Annotated in this window: 25 protein-coding genes; 13 read left to right on the top strand and 12 right to left on the bottom strand. The window is 56.3% G+C overall.

Going from position 1 to position 20,521, the window contains the following annotated elements; all coding sequences use genetic code 11:
- Positions 1 to 6: 6 nt before the first annotated feature.
- The gene (locus tag ACMGGH_RS15955) at positions 7 to 546 is read right to left on the bottom strand and encodes a DUF2058 domain-containing protein (protein WP_049137897.1); all 540 of its coding nucleotides are present in this window, start codon (positions 544 to 546) and stop codon (positions 7 to 9) included.
- Between the two features lie 267 nt (positions 547 to 813).
- On the opposite strand from ACMGGH_RS15955, the gene ACMGGH_RS15950 reads away from it, so the two are divergent.
- The 4 genes from ACMGGH_RS15950 to ACMGGH_RS15935 all read left to right on the top strand — a co-directional run bounded on the left by ACMGGH_RS15950 (position 814) and on the right by ACMGGH_RS15935 (position 4,286).
- A complete protein-coding gene (locus ACMGGH_RS15950; RefSeq protein WP_232948210.1) occupies positions 814 to 1,335 on the top strand; it encodes a DUF2778 domain-containing protein in 522 nt (173 codons plus the stop codon).
- 253 nt (positions 1,336 to 1,588) lie between these two features.
- Positions 1,589 to 2,080: an Hcp family type VI secretion system effector gene (locus tag ACMGGH_RS15945; RefSeq protein ID WP_232948209.1), complete on the top strand. Its 492-nt coding sequence runs from the start codon at positions 1,589 to 1,591 to the stop codon at positions 2,078 to 2,080.
- Positions 2,081 to 2,259: 179 nt separating this feature from the next.
- Entirely contained in the window at positions 2,260 to 3,234 is a 975-nt protein-coding gene (locus ACMGGH_RS15940) for a DUF1852 domain-containing protein (protein WP_420299137.1), read from the top strand.
- Positions 3,235 to 3,257: 23 nt separating this feature from the next.
- On the top strand, positions 3,258 to 4,286 hold the full coding sequence (locus ACMGGH_RS15935) for a methionine synthase (RefSeq protein WP_041910105.1): 1,029 nt from the start codon (positions 3,258 to 3,260) through the stop codon (positions 4,284 to 4,286).
- A gap of 5 nt (positions 4,287 to 4,291) precedes the next feature.
- On the opposite strand, the gene ACMGGH_RS15930 is transcribed toward ACMGGH_RS15935, so the two are convergent.
- Positions 4,292 to 5,224 (bottom strand): LysR family transcriptional regulator, encoded by a 933-nt coding sequence (locus ACMGGH_RS15930; protein ID WP_048998481.1) that lies wholly within the window; start codon positions 5,222 to 5,224, stop codon positions 4,292 to 4,294.
- A 95-nt stretch (positions 5,225 to 5,319) separates the two neighbouring features.
- On the opposite strand from ACMGGH_RS15930, the gene ACMGGH_RS15925 reads away from it, so the two are divergent.
- Together ACMGGH_RS15925 and ACMGGH_RS15920 are read left to right on the top strand one after the other, a co-directional pair.
- The gene (locus ACMGGH_RS15925; RefSeq protein ID WP_028013065.1) at positions 5,320 to 5,754 is read left to right on the top strand and encodes a DMT family transporter; all 435 of its coding nucleotides are present in this window, start codon (positions 5,320 to 5,322) and stop codon (positions 5,752 to 5,754) included.
- Between the two features lie 4 nt (positions 5,755 to 5,758).
- Entirely contained in the window at positions 5,759 to 6,217 is a 459-nt protein-coding gene (locus tag ACMGGH_RS15920) for a DMT family transporter (RefSeq protein WP_028013064.1), read from the top strand.
- Here ACMGGH_RS15920 and ACMGGH_RS15915 read toward each other — a convergent pair.
- Genes ACMGGH_RS15915 through ACMGGH_RS15880 form a run of 8 tightly spaced genes read right to left on the bottom strand, consistent with a single transcriptional unit; the run spans position 6,214 to position 12,094 of the window.
- On the bottom strand, positions 6,214 to 6,747 hold the full coding sequence (locus ACMGGH_RS15915; RefSeq protein WP_100170340.1) for a DUF3833 domain-containing protein: 534 nt from the start codon (positions 6,745 to 6,747) through the stop codon (positions 6,214 to 6,216). The two genes, ACMGGH_RS15920 and ACMGGH_RS15915, sit on opposite strands and share 4 nt — an antisense overlap.
- Positions 6,744 to 7,268 carry a hypothetical protein gene (locus ACMGGH_RS15910; RefSeq protein ID WP_048960633.1) on the bottom strand — a complete coding sequence of 175 codons (525 nt, stop codon included), beginning with the start codon at positions 7,266 to 7,268 and terminating at the stop codon, positions 6,744 to 6,746. Before ACMGGH_RS15910 ends, ACMGGH_RS15915 begins: the two co-directional genes overlap by 4 nt.
- Positions 7,265 to 7,750, bottom strand: coding sequence for a DUF2878 domain-containing protein (locus ACMGGH_RS15905; RefSeq protein ID WP_028013061.1), 486 nt, complete (start codon positions 7,748 to 7,750; stop codon positions 7,265 to 7,267). Before ACMGGH_RS15905 ends, ACMGGH_RS15910 begins: the two co-directional genes overlap by 4 nt.
- Positions 7,747 to 8,967: an SAM-dependent methyltransferase gene (locus ACMGGH_RS15900; protein WP_232948206.1), complete on the bottom strand. Its 1,221-nt coding sequence runs from the start codon at positions 8,965 to 8,967 to the stop codon at positions 7,747 to 7,749. Before ACMGGH_RS15900 ends, ACMGGH_RS15905 begins: the two co-directional genes overlap by 4 nt.
- Complete coding sequence (locus ACMGGH_RS15895) at positions 8,964 to 9,686, bottom strand: DUF1365 domain-containing protein (protein ID WP_232948205.1); 723 nt, start codon at positions 9,684 to 9,686, stop codon at positions 8,964 to 8,966. The genes ACMGGH_RS15900 and ACMGGH_RS15895 overlap by 4 nt, the downstream gene beginning before the upstream one ends.
- 1 nt (position 9,687) lies before the next feature.
- Positions 9,688 to 10,947 carry an NAD(P)/FAD-dependent oxidoreductase gene (locus tag ACMGGH_RS15890; protein WP_232948204.1) on the bottom strand — a complete coding sequence of 420 codons (1,260 nt, stop codon included), beginning with the start codon at positions 10,945 to 10,947 and terminating at the stop codon, positions 9,688 to 9,690.
- The gene (locus ACMGGH_RS15885) at positions 10,944 to 11,663 is read right to left on the bottom strand and encodes an SDR family NAD(P)-dependent oxidoreductase (RefSeq protein ID WP_049137906.1); all 720 of its coding nucleotides are present in this window, start codon (positions 11,661 to 11,663) and stop codon (positions 10,944 to 10,946) included. The genes ACMGGH_RS15890 and ACMGGH_RS15885 overlap by 4 nt, the downstream gene beginning before the upstream one ends.
- On the bottom strand, positions 11,660 to 12,094 hold the full coding sequence (locus ACMGGH_RS15880) for a nuclear transport factor 2 family protein (protein WP_041910128.1): 435 nt from the start codon (positions 12,092 to 12,094) through the stop codon (positions 11,660 to 11,662). The genes ACMGGH_RS15885 and ACMGGH_RS15880 overlap by 4 nt, the downstream gene beginning before the upstream one ends.
- Before the next feature lie 257 nt (positions 12,095 to 12,351).
- Between ACMGGH_RS15880 and ACMGGH_RS15875 the strand changes: the two genes are divergently transcribed.
- Together ACMGGH_RS15875 and ACMGGH_RS15870 are read left to right on the top strand one after the other, a co-directional pair.
- Positions 12,352 to 12,549 (top strand): hypothetical protein, encoded by a 198-nt coding sequence (locus ACMGGH_RS15875; RefSeq protein WP_024908361.1) that lies wholly within the window; start codon positions 12,352 to 12,354, stop codon positions 12,547 to 12,549.
- Between the two features lies 1 nt (position 12,550).
- A complete protein-coding gene (locus tag ACMGGH_RS15870; RefSeq protein ID WP_045261405.1) occupies positions 12,551 to 13,327 on the top strand; it encodes a hypothetical protein in 777 nt (258 codons plus the stop codon).
- Between the two features lie 67 nt (positions 13,328 to 13,394).
- Here ACMGGH_RS15870 and ACMGGH_RS15865 read toward each other — a convergent pair whose 3' ends face one another.
- Entirely contained in the window at positions 13,395 to 13,796 is a 402-nt protein-coding gene (locus ACMGGH_RS15865) for a VOC family protein (protein WP_028013054.1), read from the bottom strand.
- 85 nt (positions 13,797 to 13,881) lie between these two features.
- Positions 13,882 to 14,463 carry a TetR/AcrR family transcriptional regulator gene (locus tag ACMGGH_RS15860; protein ID WP_028013053.1) on the bottom strand — a complete coding sequence of 194 codons (582 nt, stop codon included), beginning with the start codon at positions 14,461 to 14,463 and terminating at the stop codon, positions 13,882 to 13,884.
- A gap of 101 nt (positions 14,464 to 14,564) precedes the next feature.
- Here ACMGGH_RS15860 and ACMGGH_RS15855 point away from each other — a divergent pair, with 101 nt between their 5' ends.
- The 5 genes from ACMGGH_RS15855 to ACMGGH_RS15835 all read left to right on the top strand — a co-directional run bounded on the left by ACMGGH_RS15855 (position 14,565) and on the right by ACMGGH_RS15835 (position 20,514).
- Complete coding sequence (locus ACMGGH_RS15855) at positions 14,565 to 15,032, top strand: DUF1348 family protein (RefSeq protein ID WP_048998459.1); 468 nt, start codon at positions 14,565 to 14,567, stop codon at positions 15,030 to 15,032.
- An 84-nt stretch (positions 15,033 to 15,116) separates the two neighbouring features.
- Entirely contained in the window at positions 15,117 to 15,431 is a 315-nt protein-coding gene (locus ACMGGH_RS15850) for a PTS sugar transporter subunit IIB (RefSeq protein WP_047365488.1), read from the top strand.
- Between the two features lie 198 nt (positions 15,432 to 15,629).
- Positions 15,630 to 16,244: a TetR/AcrR family transcriptional regulator gene (locus ACMGGH_RS15845; protein ID WP_047368492.1), complete on the top strand. Its 615-nt coding sequence runs from the start codon at positions 15,630 to 15,632 to the stop codon at positions 16,242 to 16,244.
- A gap of 74 nt (positions 16,245 to 16,318) precedes the next feature.
- Complete coding sequence (locus tag ACMGGH_RS15840; protein WP_136343236.1) at positions 16,319 to 17,428, top strand: efflux RND transporter periplasmic adaptor subunit; 1,110 nt, start codon at positions 16,319 to 16,321, stop codon at positions 17,426 to 17,428.
- Entirely contained in the window at positions 17,425 to 20,514 is a 3,090-nt protein-coding gene (locus tag ACMGGH_RS15835) for an efflux RND transporter permease subunit (RefSeq protein ID WP_420299136.1), read from the top strand. Before ACMGGH_RS15840 ends, ACMGGH_RS15835 begins: the two co-directional genes overlap by 4 nt.
- The last annotated feature ends 7 nt before the right edge of the window (positions 20,515 to 20,521 follow it).

Here is a 20,521-nt window from a genome sequence, read left to right as displayed (position 1 = left end):
CGCGGTTTACCACATCAAATCGTCAGGAATTTTGAAGTCCGCGTACGGATCGTCTTCGTCCTGCTCTTCTTGACTGAGCGTGCTGTTTAACACGATGCTGTCGGCATCGCGCTGGGCAATTTTATCAGCCACCACCGCCGGAATGATCGCGTATTCACAATCGCCGTTTGCATTGAGCACCAGGCGCGCAATGGCCAGACGGCCGTTGATCAGCTGGGTTTGCGTCTGCTTGTCGACCTCAATTTTTTTGATCAGATTACCGTCGGTGAAGTTAAAGGTGATGTTGCCCTTCGCCACGGTGATGCGGTTCATCTCGATCAGCTGCTTCACCTGCGCTTTAAACTCTTTCGCGAGTACGGCCTGCTTCTGCTGCTCGCTCAGCAGCTTGTCTCGCTCGATCTGCGCCTTCTTGTTCTCTTCTACCGCTTCCCGAGCCTCACGTGCCTGAACGCGTGATTTCTTTGCCGTGCGCTGCACTTTCGCCGCTTTCTTGCTGCTGACCAGGCCCGCTTTCAGCATCTGCTCTTGTAAGGTGAGTTTTGTCATGATCGTTTCTAAACCGGTTGGAAATTTTGGGGATTATAGCGGGAATTGCGGAGCGTGTACCAGAGAAGTAGGCATGGAGATGGGTTGCCTGAGCCTGGTTCATTATTTTTTAGCATTAACTCACATTAATGGCTGAATAGTGATTAAAAATTGTCGAGTCATTTTCTTAAAAAAAATGCGCAGTTCATAAATATGATGTGTGTTAAATATCTCTACCCACTACAGGCGTAGGCTGCCTTTTTCTTATTACAAGGCAGCGGAGAAAATATGGCCTTAAAAGGAACGATGATGCTCAATGGTGCAGACTATGCGCCTTTTAATCTGCACGGCGTGGGTGTGTTTATGGCGCATTCCGGGCAGGGAATTTACAAAAACAATGGATTTTGTGGTGCAGTTAAAGGCGCAGGTCCAATTCCCCCAGGAAAATACTGGATTGTTGACAGAGGGACTGGAGGTTTCTTTTCAGGGTTAAAAGCAAAAGTTCAGGATCGGTGGAACCAGGTCAGAACCGGCGCAGAATTTGGCCGCGATGAGTGGTTTGCTTTATACAAGGATGACTGGGGAATCGATGATGGTACCTGGATTGATAACATCTATCGGGGTTTGTTTCGGCTGCATCCAGGTACGGTATCTGAAGGATGTATCACTATTGCCCATAATTCTGATTACGCATTGATCCGGAATGCACTCATGAGTACAGAGCTAATTCAGGTTCCCTGTATGCGTTCACTTATGGCACGCGGCTGGGTTGAGGTGATTGAAAGTGGATATATCAGCACTTGCCCTTAAATGGGGAATCAGGCTATTCAAAACGGTCTGGTTTCTGTGCATCAGCATTTTTGTAGGCCGCACACTTGGGCCCGCTGAACACTATCTTGATTATGACGTGGTCTCATCAATATGTAATTTTATTTATGGCGATGTGAATGCTGAAACAATTTACGACACATATACCAATGTCGATATTTTAATCGTACTTACCCTCACCACGGTTATTTATCGCTTAACAACACTGTTACTCAATAAAATAAGGAAATAAAGAATGCCAATTCCTCCCTACATGTGGCTAAAAGACGACGGTGGAGCACATATTAAAGGTTCTGTAGATGTTCAGGACCGTGAAGGTAGCATTGAGATAATTGGGCTGAGCCATGGCATTAACCTCCCGGTAGACAGCGCTAACGGCAAGATCACCGGCACGCGTCAACACTCATCCATGCGGATTGAAAAGGAAGTTGATAGCTCCACGCCCTATCTCTACAAAGCGGCATCTACCGGTCAGGCACTTAAAAGCGCTGAAATCAACTTCTATCATATTAATGATGCCGGACAGGAAGTCTGTTATTACACCGTACTAATGGAGAACGTAAAGGTTACCGGTGTTAACTGCAGCGTGCCAAACGTGAAAATCGCTGCCAATGATAAAATGAACCATGTTGAAAGCGTAAGCCTGCAGTACGATAAAATTACCTGGCGCATTGTCGACGGGAATATCTTGCACAGTGACGCCTGGAACGAACGTCCTTCAGCATAACGCTAAGGGGCGCGATGCCCCTTACCCGTTCACTTCCCTCTCCGTCCTGTTCGCAATACTGTTCATGAACTTCCCTCATGTTGCATTGAAATTAAGTCACTTCCCCTGCGCCGCGGGCTCAGGCATAAATTATGCATTAGTAACTTCTTAGCAACATGAACTTAGGATGCATAACCACAATGAGCAAAGCTTTCACATATACCCTTAAGCGCAGTTGCTTCGATGAGAATTACAACCCGTCAGAAAATACGCGTACGACCACCAACTTTGCCAACCTGGCGCGTGGGGAAAAACGTCAGGAAAACCTGCGCAATACGCTGGTGATGATCAACAACCGCTTTAACGCCCTGGCGCGCTGGGATAACCCGACCGCCGATCGCTACGCGGTTGAGCTTGAAATCATCTCTGTCGATTTGAACATTGGCGCGGAAAAGCCGTTCCCGGCCATCGAGATTTTGCAGACGTATATTGTCGACAAAAAAAATAACCAGCGTATCGCAGGCATTGTCGGGAATAACTTCTCCTCTTACGTGCGGGATTATGATTTCAGCGTCCTGCTGCTGGATCACAACAAGAACCAGCAGCACTTCAGTATTCCGGAAAAGTTTGGCGAACTGCATGGCAATATTTTCCACCATTTTGTGAACTCGCCGGAATACAAAGAGAACTTCAGAAAGGGCCCGGTGATCTGCCTGAGCGTCTCGAGCAAAGACACCTATCGCCGCACCGGTAACCAGCACCCTGTTCTGGGTATTGAGTACGCGCCGGATGGCGAATCGTTAACGGAACTGTACTTCGCAAAAATGGGCCTGAAGGTCCGCTACTTCATGCCTGAGAACAGCGTGGCGCCTTTCGCGTTCTTCTTTACCGGAGACTTGCTGAGCGATTACACCGATCTGGAACTGATCGGCACCATCAGCACGATGGAAACGTTCCAGAAAATCTATCGCCCGGAAATTTATAACGCGAACTCGGCGGCGGGACTGTTTTATCGCCCGGACCTGAACCAGCAGGATCATTCATTAACCAAAATTGTTTATGACCGCGAAGAGCGAAGCCGGCTGGCGATTGAACAGGGTCGATTTACCGAAGAATATTTCATTAAGCCTTATAAACACATTCTCGAGCAGTGGTCTGATAACTACACGCTTTAATTCATCAAAAAAGGTCTTTTATTATGAAAACATTGCTCCCGACGTCTACGGCTGGCAGCCTGCCTAAGCCGACCTGGCTTGCGCAACCTGAAACGCTCTGGTCTCCGTGGAAACTGCAGGATCAGGAATTACTGGCGGGTAAACAGGATGCACTGCGCCTGTCTCTTGACGAGCAGATCCGTGCGGGAATCGATATTGTCAGCGACGGGGAACAGACCCGTCAGCACTTCGTCACCACCTTTATTGAACACCTGAGCGGCGTCGATTTTGAAAATCGCCAGACCGTGCGCATTCGTAACCGCTACGACGCCAGCGTGCCGACCGTGGTTTCTGCCGTTGCGCGTCAGAAGCCGGTATTCGTGGACGATGCAAAGTACCTGCGCCAGCTCACGGACAAGCCGATCAAATGGGCCCTGCCTGGGCCAATGACCATGATCGACACCCTTTACGACGCGCATTATAAAAGCCGCGAAAAGCTGGCCTGGGAATTCGCCAAAATCCTCAACCAGGAAGCGCGCGAATTAGAAGCCGCGGGCGTGGATATTATCCAGTTCGACGAGCCGGCGTTTAACGTTTTTTTTGATGAGGTCAACGACTGGGGTATCGCCGCGCTCGAGCGCGCCATTGAGGGTCTGAAATGCGAAACCGCGGTACACATCTGCTACGGCTACGGCATCAAGGCCAATACCGACTGGAAAAAGACGCTCGGCTCAGAATGGCGCCAGTATGAAGAGGCCTTCCCTAAGCTGCAAACCTCTAACATCGACATCATCTCCCTGGAGTGCCACAACTCCCGCGTACCGATGGATCTGCTGGAGCTGATTCGCGGTAAAAAGGTGATGGTTGGGGCGATTGACGTGGCAACCAACACCGTCGAAACGCCAGAAGAGGTCGCCGACACCCTGCGTAAAGCGCTGCAGTTCGTCGACGCCGACAAGCTTTACCCCTCAACCAACTGCGGCATGGCTCCCCTCTCCCGTCAGGTGGCTAACGGTAAGCTGAAAGCGCTCAGCGCCGGCGCAGAAATTATCCGCAAGGAGCTCGGCGCGTAATTGCCTTACGTTTGCCAGTACGGCGGCGAGCCGAAAAACGCCACGTAATAATCAATCACCGCCCTGACGTTCAGGGGCGGATGACGTGCGTGAGGATAGATCGCCGCAATATTCAGCGGCTCCGTATTGATAGCGCACGCCATTTCCGGCATAAGTGCGACCAGCGCCCCCCGCTGCAGCCTGTCGCCAATCAGCCAGTCCGGAAACAGGACGATCCCCATTCCACCCAGCGCGGCAATGAGCAGCGACTCCGCATTATTGGACGTCATCAGCGGCGCCACGGGATAGTGCACCCAATTCTCCCCCTTGCGTCGCACAAGCCAGCGATTAGGGCCAGACGAACCGCGATACACCAGGCATTTATGCTGGCTCAGCTCGGCCGGGTCGGCCGGTACGCCGTGTTGACGCAGATACGCGGGCGACGCGGCAAGATGGTAGCGCTGCTGCCCGAAGATGCGGGCGTGGAACGTCGAGTCCGTCAGGGTGCCGATGCGAAAAATGAGGTCGGCGGCATCCCGGTGCGGGTCGATAAAGTCATCGGTCAGCGTCAGCTCTATGGTTAACCGTGGATAACGCTCGGCCAGGCCTGCCAGGCCGGGTGCAACGTGCCTCTGTCCAAAAAATACCGGCCCATTAATGCGTACCGTGCCGGAGGGTTCGGTCGAACGTTCATCCAGCTCCCGACGCGCCTCTTCGAAGTTATCGACCATCGCCCGGGCATAGCGGATAAAAAGATGCCCGTTTTCCGTGGGGATCACCGCCCGGGTATTGCGATAGAACAGCTGCTGGCCGAGCGCGTCCTCAAGCTGATGAATAATCCGCGACACCTGCGAGGCAGAAATTCCCTCCCGTCGCGCAACGACGGAAAAGTTCTGCGTTTCATAGACGGCAATAAACAGCAGCAGTGAGCGAAGGTTCATGCTTCCGGCATCTGACATTAATGCATTTCCTGCAAAGGTGTTTCCTGCATTATGGCATTTTTCTCACATGTCTACCGACGTAATCTTCTTCGCCTGAAAACGGAGGAAGCATAATGCAGTTTGTATTGATTTTACTGGTGATTGCCGGCGGGATGGGCCTCTCCGTCGAGGCGGGTTTGCTGGGGCCGTTAGGGGGAGAAGTAGGCGATTTATGGGCCACGTTCAGCATTTTCGGGGTCGGCGCCGCGCTGACCTTTCTGCTGATGCTGTTTTTCAGCCCGCGCAACGGTCCGTCGTTTTTCGCACAGCCCGGCTGGCAGCTGCTTGGCGGCGTGCTGGGTCCTGTTTACGTTGTCATTCTGACTATCGCCACCCCCGCTATCGGCATCGCTCTGACGATGATCGGCATTCTGGCAGGTCAGGTTTTTAAAAGCCTGATCATTGACCACTTTGGCCTGCTGGGTACGCCGCACAGGAAGATAAACGCAAGACGCATCGTGGCGCTGGTTTTTATTATTGCCGCACTGGTACTGGTCGCAAAGGGGTAAGCACATGACACTGATGATGATAATTCTGGCCATCTGCGGCGGCGCGACGCTGAGCATACAGGCCGCAATTAACGGACAGCTCGGCAGCAGCGTGGGCGTTTTCAAGAGCGCGTTTCTGACGTTTTCCGTCGGCGCGCTGGTGACCGCCCTGCTCATTTTCTTCTTTGAGCCTAAGCAGACGGTCACGCTGCTGGACGTGCCGAAATGGCAGCTCCTCGGGGCGATGTTCGGCGTGCCCTACATTGTGATCATGGTGCTCGCCGTGCAGCGCATCGGCACCGCCGTCGCCACGGTGGCGGTGATATTCGGCCAGCTCGCCATGAGCATGCTGATAGATAACTTTGGCTGGTTGAACAATCCCGCTATTCCGTTTTCACCGAGCCGTCTGGGCGCGGTGGTGTGCCTGGGGATTGCCCTGTACTTCATTTACTCCAGCAGCAAAACCGGCGATGTTCGCGACTAAGCTTCCGTATTCCGGGTAAAGAACAGCGTCACCGTGGCGACGGTGACGCCAAATTTCTTCATCTCGGTTTTATTGAACAGATGCGTCTCATCCTGCAGGTACATCCAGTCATCAAAGTTTAGCAGCCACGTTTTGCCGTTGGCCTTCACGTTCATGCTGTAATGCCAGTTAAAGGCGTTGCCTGCGGCCTGCCCGGTGGCAATCCCTTCAATATCACCTGCCGTTCCCTCGTAGCGGTCGTTCCCCACGCGGCGAATGTGCCATACCCGCTGCTGCTTCTCGCCGTCGTCGTAAACGAAGCGCTCGTTCAGCGTCAGCGTATCGCCGATGACGTCCCCGGCAATCTCAACGTGAAAGCGGCGGATCTGCTTGCCGCTGCGATCCTGCACCATGCCCCACGCTTCAGTTTTGCCCTGGAAGTAGTGGAAGATATCAAGCCGCGGCTGCTGCTGACGATACTCGGACACCTCCGTACTGCAGCCGGCCAGCAGCATCGTGAATGCCAGCGCCAGCGTCAGGATTCGTTTCATTTTTTGCCTCCGATTAGCTGCTGACGCAGCTCAGGATATTGCGTGCGGGGATCGAGCCAGATGGCCAGAAAGCGGGTGCTGAACGCTTCTGACTGGCGCGGACCGAGCGGAATAAAAGATTTTTGCGCCGACGACGCGCGGTACCAGAACTGCCCCTGCTTATCGTTGAGAACAAACGCCAGCTGTGAACCCGGTCTGACATCCGGCCACAGGGACTGGAGCATCCTTAGCCAGGCTTCACTTTGCGGTTCCTGCGTCAGGATCCCCTGCGCCTGCCACTGGTCGCGGGTCGCCTCAACCAGTTCATCGCGATCTATGTCGCGCGCGTAGGTAATAATCAGCGCCTGATCCTGATCGTCCCGGCTGTAACGGCCATCCGGCGTGCGGAGCTGAGAGGTATAGACCGTGAACGGCCCCCAGGTAAGCGTGGCGTCGCCCACCTTGCGCCAGGCCAGCCAGTCGGCGGCCTGAGCACCAGGAACAACCAGCATGAGCCAAAACAGCAGAACCGCAGTCCTCATTTTTGTCTCCCCATTAGCAGGTGGAAAAACAGCATCAGCACCAGCCAGCCCGGCGCCATCCAGCTGACGACGATAAAGGTCGGCTCCAGAAACGTGATGGCGCCCAACCGCTCGCCAATCAGGTAGGCCACCGGGCCTCCCACGGCCGCCAGCAGGGTCAGCAGCCAGCCGGGTAACGTGGTGGTACGCGCAAGCTGCGTCCAGACCACGGCGAACATCAACCACAATGCCACCATCCATAGCGGCATCAGGGAGTCGCCCGTGAAGGCAATCAGCCCCGTCAACGCCCAGAGCGCATCCAGCAGGCTGCCCGCCGCGGCCAGCCCAATGGCGTAAAGACGGTATGCTGACGGCAAGAGCAGGCACGCCAGGATCGCCAGCCCGAGCCAGATAATCAGGCCCTGTTCGCGAAACAGCACTACCAGCGCCCAGTAGAGATCGAACGCGACGGCCAGCAGAAAGACCTGAAGGTAGCGTCTCATACGCGCTCGGCGGTCAACTGCACCACGCTGATGGTGCGGGCGTTAAACCCGGCTTCGCAGTAGCCGAAGTAGTACAGCCACATGCGGCGGAACCGTTCATCAAAGCCAAGCTTTTCAATCTCCTGCCAGGCGTGGACAAAGCGCTGCCGCCAGTGGGCCAGCGTGCGGGCGTAGTCCGGTCCCATGTCGAAGAGATTGCGCACCACGAAATCGGTGTGGCGCGTCATCAGCTCGTTCATCGCCGTAATGCTCGGCAGGAAGCCGCCGGGGAAAATGTAGCGCTGGATAAAATCGACGCTTTTGCTGTAGTCGCGGTAGCGCTGGTCCTGAATGGTGATGGCCTGAATCGCCATCCGTCCACCGGGGCGCAGCCGCGCCTGACAGGTACGGAAGAACGTAGGCAGATAGCGTTGCCCGACGGCTTCAATCATCTCTATCGAGACCAGCTTGTCGTACTGCCCGGTGAGGTCGCGATAGTCGCAGAGCAGTACCTCAACCCGATCCTGCAGCCCGGCGCGGGCAATGCGCTCGGTCGCCCAGATATATTGCTCCTGCGACAGCGTGGTAGTGGTCACCCGACAGCCGTAGTGACGGGCGGCGTATTCCGCCATCGCCCCCCAGCCGGTGCCAATTTCCAGCAGGTGATCACCCGGGTTTAGCGCCAGCTGCTCGCACAGGCGCGCCATTTTGGCCTGCTGAGCCGCCGTCAGATCCTCTTCGTCCGCGGTAAACAGTGCGCTGGAGTAAAGCAGTTCCTTATCCAAAAAATGGGCATAGAAAGCGTTGCCCAGATCGTAATGGGCGGCAATATTTTCGCGGGCCTGGGTACGAGAGTTGCGCCGCGTCCAGTGGCGCAGCCGCTCCAGCGGTCGGCCAAGCAGCCGGAACCCGTTCTCCAGACGACCAAGCACCTCACCGTTGAGGGCCAGAATTTGCAGAAGCGGCGTAAGCTGCGCGGTCTCCCATTCGCCGTCCATCCAGGCTTCTGCGGCGGCAAGGCTCCCGCCCGTTAAGACGCGCCAGTAGACGCCGGGCGTGAGGATCTGCACGTCGGCGTGCAGCGCGGAGGATGTCTCGCCAAAATGGAAGGTCTGCACCCCTTCACGCAGGGTGAGTGAGCCGCCGCGAATGCCGCTTAACAGACGAAACAGCAGCCATCGCGCGATGCGGACGTTGCGCGGGATATCGGGTTCTAGCGCAAAGACGGGATCGGTCATGAGCGTTCACTCCTGCTGACGGGATGGTTATAAAGCGGCACGCGCTTGAGCCACAGCCTCAGCGCCTGCCAGTAAATGGCGAAAACGGTTTTCAGAGTCATCAGCGGGATGCGCAGCAGCAGCGAGCGCAGCGCCGGGCGGGTCAGAGGCTCCCGGCGCAGGGCCAGCGTGGCGTCAAAGACCTTCGCTTCCTGATGATTTTCAATGTGCATATGCAGCGTGTTGTCCGGGTTGTTGAAGCGCCAGTGGTAGACCATGTCCATCGGGTTGAAGGGGGAAACGTGAAACGCTTTTTCCGTGGGCCGGGCATTTTGCCCGTCGACCGCGTAATAATGGCGCTCGTTCCACGGCGTGTTGCGCACCTCCGCCAACACCCAGCGAAGCGTGTTTTCCTGGTCATAGCAGTAGTAAAAATTGACCGGATTGAAATGAAACCCGAAGTAGCGCAGCTGCGTCAGAAGCATGACCCGCCCTGCGGGACGTTCACCGGTCAGGCTCTCCAGCCTGTTCAGCACGTTCTCTTTAAGCGGCGTGCCGAGCGGATAGTCCGCGTCATGGAACGCGGCGGCGGCAAAGCGGTTGCGCCGCACACCGACGGATGCCAGCAGCGGCAGTTCATCAAGATCCAGCCAGGCCATAAAAACGCCGTAGCTGAATTCATGCGTTTTCGGCTGAAGGCGGCGGTGGCGCAATACGCCGTGATAGAGGCAGCTGTTCATGTCAGTTCCCCTCCCCGGCGGCTATTTCATTGACCACGTCCAGCGCGCTGCGCACGCCGTCTTCATGAAAACCGTTGTACCAGTAAGCGCCGCAGAACCAGCTCCGGTGATGACCGTTGATCTCCCCACGGCGCGCCTGCGCACGCCAGCTTTGCGGGTTAAATAGCGGATGCTCATAGACAAAGCGTTGCAGAACGAAGCGTTCATCCACCGGCGCGTCCGGGTTCAGGGTGACGCAGAACAGTGGGCTGCCCGCAGGCAGACCCTGCAGAATGTTCATGTTGTAGGTGACGCAGGCGCTGGCCTGCTCCTGCGCGCTCAGGCGGTAGTTCCAGCTGGCCCAGGCGCGCTGCCGCACCGGCAGCCAGCGCGGATCGCTGTGCAAAACAACCTCGTTGCGCTGCCAGCCGATATCGCCCAGCACTTCGCGCTCCGCGGGCGTAGGATCCTCAAGCATGGCCAGCGCCTGGGCGGAGTGGCAGGCAAATATCACCTGGTCGAAGGTGTGGCTGCCGTTTTCAAGCTGGAGCGTGACCCCGTGCGCGTGGCGGCTCGCCCGCAGAACAGGCGCGTTCAGGCGCAGCGTCAGGCGGTCGCCCAGTTTTTCCAGCATGGCGCGGATATACTCCCGCGAGCCGCCCGGCACCACGTACCACTGCGGACGCTGGGTGATATCCAGCAGGCCGTGGTGATGAAAGAAGCGCAGGAAGAGCGGCAGCGGGAAACGCTTCATCTCCTGCAGCGACGACGACCAGATCGCGGCCCCCATCGGCAGAATGTAGTGGCGCGCAAAAAACGGCGTGAAGCCGTGCTGGTCCAGAAACGTCTGCAGCGTGGCGTTCGGATCGACTTCCCCTTCAAGGGCCTGTTTCGCCAGGCGGTTAAAGCGGACGATGTCACCGAGCAGCCGCCAGAATGCCGGATTTACCAGGTTTCGGCGCTGGGCAAACAGCGACGTCAGCGTGTGGCCGTTGTACTCAAGCCCCGTCTCGGGGTTGTGTACTGAAAAGCTCATCTGTGTTTTTTGCCCGCTGATGCCGAGCTCGCTGAGCAGGCCCATAAAGCGCGGGTAGGTGCGGTCGTTGTAGACAATAAACCCGGTATCGATCGCGTATGTGCCCTGGGGCGTTGAGACGTCAACCGTCGCGGTATGGCCGCCGGGCGTGGTGCCCGCTTCAAACAGGGTTACCTGATGATGCCCTGCCAGCCGCCAGGCGCAGGTCAGCCCGGCGATGCCGCTGCCGATAATTGCAATGTTCATGAGCGCACCATCCTGCGCAGCAGCGTGCGCTGCAAAAACGCGGGCAGCCCGGAGAGCAGCCGCAAAATAAGGCCAAACCCGGCCGGAAACGCGATATGCATTTTGCCCTTTGCCAGCCCGGTACGGATCGCTTTGACCGCTTCGTCAACGCTCACCCTACCCGGCATGGCAAAATCGTTTTTGCGCGTCAGCGGGGTATCGACAAATCCCGGAGAGACGACCGTCACGGCAATCCCCTTTGGCTCCCAGTCCAGACGCAGGCTGTCGGCAAACCAGCTCAGCGCCGCTTTGGACGCGCCGTAGGCCTCTGCCCGCGGGAAGGGAAGCCAGTGGGCCATCGAGCTCACCAGCACCACGCGGTTACCGGCAACCAGCTGCGGCTGCAGCGCGGCCAGGCAGTTCACCGGCCCGAGAAAATTGGTGGTCATGACCCGCTCCACCAGCGCCGCATCCACCACGCCGCCGTCGAGATATTCGCAGGTACCGGCGCAGAGGATAACCAGATCGGCGTAAACGCCGCTCAGCGCCTGGCGACAGGCGTCCCTGTCTGTCATATCGAACGGGCGAACGGTGAGATTGGGGCAGGTCTGATGTAGCGCTTCAAGCCTCGCCGGATCGCGCCCGCAGGCAATCACGTGGTAGCCGTCAGCGGCAAAGGACTTCGCCAGCCCCGCGCCGATGCCCGAGCTTGCGCCGGTAATCAGCACCGTCTTCATGATTTGACCCTCCGCTTCACGCCGCGTACCGCCCAGCCCAGCAGAGGGAGGTGTTCGTAGATCATCTCTCCCGCATCGTAGAAGTCCCGCTGACGCGTGATGAGATTGTTTTCGGTGTCCACCACCGAACATCCGGGCAGTTCAAGCGGCTCGCCTCCGGCAATGCGCGGATGCGACCAGTGCATTACCCAGGTGACAACAAACCGGTTCCCGCTGCAGAGCGGCGGATCGATGACAAAACGGCACTTCTCGACGTTTGCCAGCAGATGGGTGAAATAGCGCTGAAGCGCGAAAATACCGTTGTGCTCGCCGAACGGATCGATAAGGGTGGCATTCGAATGGTAAAGCCCGACCAGCGCGGTCGGCGGCTGGCTATCCAGTGCGGCGTAGTACTCAATAAACCGACTCACGACAGAGGGCAAAGTGCTCATGGGTCACATCCTGGCTGTAAACAACGTGGCGTAATCGCATAATTAAAACTTACACAATTAACGTTATTTGTCCAAGTTTGTGCAAGTTTATTTTTTATTACCCATAAATATCAACAATTTGAAAACTCGATCATTTGACGCTTTTGTAGGCCGGGTAAGGTGTAGCCGCCACCCGGCTTTCACTTTCAGGTTATCCTTAAGGCAAATTCAGCCGTCATCTTCCAGGCTTATCCTTTTTATTCATAAGGATGCCTGACATGAAACGTTTCTTTCTCTCCCTATTCTCAAGCCCGGAATCCTTACTGCAGGTGATGAGTCAGCAGGAAATTATTGAAGCCGTGGAAGATGGCGATCGCATCATTATCGACCAGGACGGGAACGCCTCGGTGAACTACAAGAGCAACGAGGTGCGGCAGGACTTTCTGCGTCACGTCAACACGCTGAAGAGGGCCTGATATGGGAACGGCGATATTTATGGTGCTGATGGTCTGCGGGTACTGGTACACCAGCCGCGACCTGTCGACCCGCTTTAAAATCAAGCGTTCCTTTGGCTGGGACGTCTATTTTCTCGTCGCGCTTTACGGCTGTATTTTCGTTCTGCAGGGCGTAATCGCCACGGGATTGCTCTGGCTGCTGCTGTTCGCCCTTTCCGCCGCCAACAACGCTTTTCACTTTGCCTCACCGAAATACACCGACTGGCAAATCGACTTTATGAACTGGAGTTTTTTAGGCATTCAGGCTCCGGTGGTCGTGATGCTGGCGTTTGCTATCCTGTTTTGCCTCTACCGCTCTAACTGGGCAGGCAGCGCCAGGCTGGACGGCGAGAGCCGGAAAAAGCTCTACAAACGGCTTGCGCAGGCGAGCGGGATTGAACAACTGCTCTATCAGTGTATGGAGCAAGGCGAGCTGGCGCAGGTCACACTCCGCTCGAGACGGATTTACGTCGGTATGATCCACACCGCGACGCTGGAATATGAAAAAACGGCCAATATCGTGCTGATCCCAATGTTGAGCGGGTACCGGGATGCGAAGACGATGAATCTGCGTATCGAGAATAATTACAGCAGGTGGTATGCGGAGCATGACATTACGCTCGACTCTGAACCCCGCAGCGCCATGTCATTCCGCAAGGTGATTTTGCTTAATCAGATTGAGAGCATATCGCTGTTCGATCCTGCCAGCGCCAGCGCGCTGTCGCTTGCACAGCGGGACGAGAGCCAGACGTCCCCATAATGTTGAGTACGCTCTGCTGGGAAGCGTGCACGACGAAAGGCGAATGACACATCATTTACGGTGATGTTCACGGTTGCGCATTCTGATAAAGATCCCAGCGGTTGCCGTAAATATCTTCAAACACCACCACCGTACCGTACTCTTCCTCACGAGGTTCTTCGCAGAAATGAACGCCTTTTGCTTTCATGGCATGGTAATCGCGCCAAAAGTCATCCGTCTGAAGGAACAGGAAAACTCTGCCACCGCTTTGATTACCGATAAAACCTTCCTGCCTTTCGTTAGAGGCACGAGCCAGCAGGATATTGCAGTCGCTTTCCGGGTTGGGTGAGACGACTACCCAGCGTTTCCCCGGTTGGGGCGTATCCTCTACGAGGGTAAAACCCAGCCTGTCGGTGTAGTATTCAATGGCGCGATCGTAGTCATCAACCACGATAGCCACGCATCCCAGGCATCGTTTCTGCGTTCTCATATTTTTCGTTTCCTTTGGATAAATAGCTTACCGATTCGGTGAGTCGATATTCCAGCTACCGTAATACTTGCGGCAGATTCAGGACTTATTTCTGACCGGTCAACGCCTCTAATCCCCTTTTTAGCACATTTATTACCGTCTCTGAATCCATGCCCATCTGTGCATGAATAATGGCGCCGTCAATAAGCAGCATGATTTCATTGACGACGCGCTCATCAGCGATCTTCGTCAGCAACGCAATCATATTCTTAGTTTCGATTTTATGACCGCGGCATATCGCTTTTATTTCGCTTTCTATATCTTCGGATTTGGCTTCTGCGCTGGCATTAATAAACGCGCAGCCGTGGAACTCGGGCGAAATAAACCATTCATAAAGGGTTGCAGATATCGCATCAGAAGGTATTTCGCCTTCATCAAGATGTCGACGCAGCGTGGTCTCAAACCAGTTAATCCATATTTCATGTCGATAGTGCAGGTAGGCGAGAATCAGTAAACTTTTACTCGGAAAATGGCGATAAAACGTCACCTTGGTCACCTTCGCCTCTTTAATCAGCGTATCCACCCCCGTCGCCCTGAAGCCATTGGAATAAAAAAGATCGTGCGCCGTCAGTAATATTTTATCCCTGACGCTGATTTTTGCTTCGTTGCCTGCGTGCTCGGTTTTCACTTTTCGGTAGCCTCAAAACGGATGTTGACAGCGTTATTTTTCAGGCATAGATTAGCGCAAGTAGACAGACCTGTCTACATCATCACACAGAGGTTATCGCTATGAACACTCGTCCTCCATTACCGCCCTTCACTCGCGAAAGCGCTATCGAAAAAGTCAGACTGGCCGAAGATGGCTGGAACAGTCGCGACCCGGCAAAAGTCGCGCTGGCCTACACGCTGGACACCCAGTGGCGCAACCGCGCGGAGTTCGCCACCAACCGCGAGGAAGCCCAGGCGTTTCTGGCGCGGAAATGGAAAAAAGAGCTGGATTACCGCCTGATTAAAGAGCTCTGGGCATTTACGGACAACCGGATCGCGGTGCGCTATGCCTATGAATGGCATGATGATTCCGGCAACTGGTTCCGCTCGTACGGCAATGAAAACTGGGAGTTCGAAGCGGACGGACTGATGAAGCGTCGTTTTGCCTGCGTAAACGACATGCCGATAAAAGAATCTGAACGCCTGTTCCACTGGCCGTTGGGTAGACGTCCGGACGATCATCCCTCATTGAGCGATCTGGGGTTATAGTTTTGTCACCAAAATCAGAGATAGCGCGCATTTCGGTGACCACCTCAGGACTACCCTATGAGCGGTTTTCAGGAGGAACAAAATATGAAAAAGCTTCTGATATGTTGTTTGTTCGGTAATACCGCAAACGCTCTTGCCAAAAAAATGCAGTCCCTGGCAGAACAAGAAGGCTATCCACTGATGATTAGCGCCGTTGGGCTGGATAACTTCGCCAGCGTCGCCCCCGCTTTCGACGGTTTTCTTATCGCGCCGCACATTCAGTACAAACTCGACGAGATACACGCAACGGTGGGCAATACACGTTCAATCGCCATCATTGAGAGTCTTCCCTACGCGTCTCTGGACGCGAAGAAGGTGTTGAATTTCGTAAAGGAGCAAATGCCTGAACTGGCTGCCTGACAGACAAGGCCGCATCGCTATTGCGGCCTCCTCGTCCCCGCAGACAGAGATAGATGCCATAGCGCGCGAAAAATAGTGATACACTTACCCCACCTGGTTGATCGTCCCGTCTGAACGGCTCACGACGAAAACGGATGTAACCAAAATACGAAATGGTCACTCGTTGTCAATCGTAGCTCGTCACGCTAAGCTTACATAATGACTAAAACTATGAACGCCCCATCAATACGTGGTCCACTTGACCATTCTGTCAGAGAGCAAATCGTCGAAGCGGCCTTTGAGCACTTCGGTCACTACGGCTATGAAAAAACCACCGTCGCCGAGCTGGCGAAATCTATCGGTTTTTCAAAATCCTACATTTATAAGTTCTTCGATTCCAAGCAAGCTATCGGCGAGGTGATCTGCGCTAACCGCCTGGAGCTGATCATGACGGCCGTGCTTTCCGCCATTGCGGATGCGCCGTCAGCCAGCGAAAAAATCCGCCGTCTCTTCAAAGCACTTACCGAGGCCGGAAGCGAGCTGTTTTTCCACGATCGCAAGCTCTACGACATCGCCGCCGTCGCGTCACGGGAGAAGTGGCCTTCGACGGAAAGGTATACCGAAAGCCTCCTGAAGCTGATTGAGAGCATCATTATCGAAGGCAGACAGGCTGGAGAGTTCGAAAGGAAGACGCCGCTGGATGAGGTCACCTGCGCCGTTTACATGGTGATGTGCCCTTACATTAACCCCGTTCAGCTGCAGTACAACCTTGAAACTGCCCCAACGGCAGCGGTACTCCTCTCCTCACTGATTTTAAGAAGCCTGGCCCCCTGATTAGTGACCATTGACTTTATTGGTCACTAATCACAGAATGCGGAAACTGTCCTGCTACTTCAAAAGGGTTTCCCATGCTCAGGCTCACTTCAGCCCGCCTTGCCATATGTCTTCTGCCGTTTGCCCTCGCGGCATGCGGCGATATTTCCGCGAGTGACGATCCGCGCACCAGGCCACCGCTTGTCAGATCCGCCTCCGTCGAGATGGCGAATCCAGCCGCTCGCACCTTTACGGGCGTGGTGGTGGCAAGAACGCAAAGCGACCTGGGCTTCAGGGTTCAGGGTAAAATCCTCGAACGTCTGGTGGATACCGGGCAGACTGTCAAACAGGGCCAGCCCTTACTGCGCCTGGATCCGGTTGACCTGAAATTACAGGCTCAGGCGCAGCAGCGCGCGGTGGATGCTGCCCAGGCGCGGGCGAGAAAAGCCACCAGCGATGAGGCGCGTTATCGCGGTCTGGTGGCATCCGGCGCGGTGTCCGCCGCGGAGTACGATCAGATTAAAGCGGCGGCCGATACGGCCAGGGCGGATCTCAGCGCCGCCCGGGCGCAGGCCAACGTGGCGCAAAACGCCACGGGCTATGCCGTCCTGCTGGCGGATTCAGACGGCGTGGTGATGGAGACGCTTGCCGAACCCGGTCAGGTGGTCAGCGCCGGGCAGGTGGCGATCCGCCTTGCCAGAGCGGGACAGCGCGAAGCGCTCGTGCAGCTTCCGGAGACGCTGCGCCCTGCCGTCGGCAGCGAAGCACGAGCCACGCTTTATGGCCGTGAACAACACCCGGTCACCGCCACGTTGCGCCTGCTGTCTGACTCCGCGGATGCCACAACCCGGACGTATGAAGCACGCTACGTGCTGGCTGGCCAGCTGGCGAACGCGCCGCTGGGGGCGACCGTCACGCTCAGCCTTGAGGACCCGAAAGCGGAAGGTCAGGCCATGCAGGTCCCGCTGGCTTCACTCTACGATGCGGGTAAAGGGCCCGGCGTCTGGCGCATTTCCGCCCAGCCGGCAAAGGTCACATGGACGCCGGTTAAGGTGCTGAGCGTGGGCGAAGATGCGGTCCAGGTCACGGGCGGCGTGAAGCCCGGGGAGAAAATTGTTGCGTTAGGCGCCCATCTTCTGCACGAAGGTGAAGTTGTCAGGCTGGCAGAACAACGCCATGCCGCTCCGGCGGAGAACGCGCCATGAGCCAAAGTCGCTTCAACCTGTCCGCGCTGGCCGTCCGCGAGCGTTCCGTCACGCTGTTTCTGATCGTTCTGGTGACCATTGCCGGTATTTACGCTTTTTTTGGACTGGGACGCGCGGAAGATCCGCCCTTCACCGTGAAGCAGATGACGGCGATTGCCGTCTGGCCGGGCGCAACCGCGCAGGAGATCCAGGATCAGGTGGCCGAACCGCTGGAAAAGCGCCTGCAGGAACTCAAGTGGTATGACCGTACGGAAACCTATACCCGCCCCGGCATGGCGTTTATCACCCTGCCACTGCAGGACAAAACCCCGCCTTCTGAGGTGCAGGAGGAGTTCTATCAGGCGCGTAAAAAGCTTGGGGATGAATCGCAGCGTCTCCCGGCGGGCGTCATCGGCCCGATGATCAATGACGAATTCTCGGATGTCACCTTTGCCCTCTTTGCTCTGAAAGCAAAAGGCGAACCGCAGCGGCAGCTGGTACGCGATGCCGAAGGCCTGCGCCAGCAGCTTCTGCACGTTCCAGGGGTCAAAAAAGTGAATATCATCGGTGAACAGGCCGAGCGGATTTATATCGCCTTCTCCCATGACCGTCTGGCGACGATGGGCCTCTCACCGCAGGATATTTTCAATGCCCTCAACGACCAGAATGCCCTGGCCGCGGCGGGCGCCATTGAGACCCGGGGCGCGCAGATTTTTATCCGCCTGGACGGCGCGTTCGATGAACTGCAGAAAATCCGCGATACGCCTATAGTCGCTCAGGGCAAAACGCTCACGCTGTCGGATGTGGCAACGGTTGAACGAGGCTATGAAGATCCCCCGACGATGCTGATACGCAATCAGCATGAACCCGCCCTTCTGCTGGGTGTTGTCATGCGTGAGGGCTGGAATGGCCTGGCGCTGGGTAAAGCGCTGGATGCGGAGACGGCGAAAATCAATGATAGCCTGCCGCTTGGCATGACCCTGACCAAGGTTACCGACCAGTCCGTGAATATCCGCTCGTCGGTTGATGAGTTTATGATCAAATTCTTTGTCGCCCTGCTCGTGGTTATGGTGGTCTGTTTTATCAGCATGGGCTGGCGCGTGGGCGTGGTGGTCGCGGCGGCGGTCCCGCTGACGCTGGCGGTCGTCTTCGTGGTGATGGAGGCCGCGGGAATAAACTTTGACCGCGTCACGCTGGGCTCCCTGATCCTCGCCCTCGGCCTGCTGGTTGACGATGCCATTATCGCCATCGAAATGATGGTGGTGAAGATGGAGGAAGGTTACGACAGAATCAAAGCCTCAGCCTACGCCTGGAGCCACACCGCCGCGCCGATGCTGGCCGGTACCCTGGTGACGGCGATTGGCTTTATGCCGAATGGGTTTGCCCAGTCGACCGCCGGGGAATACACCAGCAATATGTTCTGGATTGTCGGCCTCGCCCTGATTGCCTCATGGTTTGTTGCGGTGGTGTTCACGCCGTATCTGGGGGTGAAGATCCTGCCGGCGATCCCCAAAGTGGAAGGCGGCCATGCCGCCATCTATAACACGCCTCGCTATAACCGTTTTCGCCAGCTGCTTGGCCGCGTTATCGCCAGAAAATGGCGTGTGGCCGGGTCCGTGGTCGCCATTTTCATTCTGGCCGTGCTCGGCATGGGGCTGGTAAAAAAACAGTTCTTCCCGACCTCCGATCGCCCGGAAGTGCTGGTTGAAGTACAGATGCCTTATGGTACCTCGATTGCGCAAACCAGCGCCGCTACTGCAAAAATAGAAGCGTGGCTGGGCAAGCAGCCAGAAGCCAAAATCGTCACGGCCTATATTGGTCAAGGCTCGCCCCGTTTCTATCTGGCAATGGCCCCCGAGCTGCCCGATCCCTCTTTTGCGAAAATCGTGATCCTGACGGACAGCGAGACGTCACGCGAGGCGCTCAAGTTCAGGCTCAGGGAGGCCGTCGCCAGCGGCCTTGCGCCCGAAGCCCGCGTGCGAGTGACGCAGCTGGTGTTTGGCCCCTACTCACCTTTCCCGGTTGCCTGGCGCGTGTCAGGGCCGGATGTCAAACAGGTGCAGGACATCGCCGAACGGGTGAAAGCCGTGCTTCAGGCAAGCCCGATGATGCGAACCGTTAACACCGACTGGGGCTCGCGCGTTCCGGTGCTCCATTTCACTCTCGATCAGAACCGCCTGCAGGCGACCGGCTTAACTTCCAGCGCCGTTGCCGGGCAGCTTCAGTTCTTGCTCTCAGGCGTGCCTGTCACCTCCGTGCGGGAAGATATTCGATCGGTAGAGGTCGTTGCCCGCGCGGCGGGTGATATCCGCCTTGACCCGGCAAAAATCGAAGGCTTTACCCTGGTCGGCAATGCGGGACAGCGCGTGCCACTGTCTCAAATTGGCAAGTTAGAGGTCGGCATGGAAGACCCGGTCCTTCGCCGTCGCGATCGTACCCCCACGATTACCGTACGGGGCGATATCGCCGACAATCTTCAGCCGCCGGACGTGTCGGTCGCCATCATGAAGCAGCTCCAGCCGATCGTTGATACGCTGCCGGTCGGCTACCGCATTGACATGGCGGGGTCGATTGAGGAGTCGGGCAAAGCCACGCAGGCCATGTTACCGCTATTCCCGATCATGATTGCCCTGACGCTGCTGATCATCATTTTGCAGGTGCGCTCACTCTCCGCGATGGTCATGGTGTTCTTAACCGCGCCGCTGGGGCTGATTGGCGTTGTGCCGACCCTGCTGATATTTAATCAGCCGTTTGGCATCAACGCGCTGGTCGGCCTGATCGCCCTTTCTGGCATTCTGATGCGCAATACGCTGATCCTGATCGGTCAAATCGATCATAACCAGAAGGACGGCCTCGATCCGTTCCAGGCGGTGGTCGAGGCGACGGTCCAGCGAGCGCGGCCGGTCTTACTCACCGCCATGGCGGCCGTGCTGGCGTTCATTCCCCTGACGCATTCGGTATTCTGGGGCACGCTGGCCTGGACGCTGATCGGCGGCACGCTGGGCGGGACGATCATTACGCTCGTCTTCCTGCCCGCGATGTATGCGATCTGGTTCCGGATCCGCCCGGCTGAACAACGTGTGCAGCATGCCACGGAAAACGTGTAAACTACCA

The sequence above is a fragment of the Enterobacter sp. BNK-16 genome (genome assembly GCF_048684955.1).
In the GTDB taxonomy this organism is placed as follows: domain Bacteria; phylum Pseudomonadota; class Gammaproteobacteria; order Enterobacterales; family Enterobacteriaceae; genus Enterobacter; species Enterobacter bugandensis.
The sequence above is the reverse complement of the archived record's forward strand: the minus strand, read 5'-3'. Positions and strand labels throughout refer to the sequence as shown.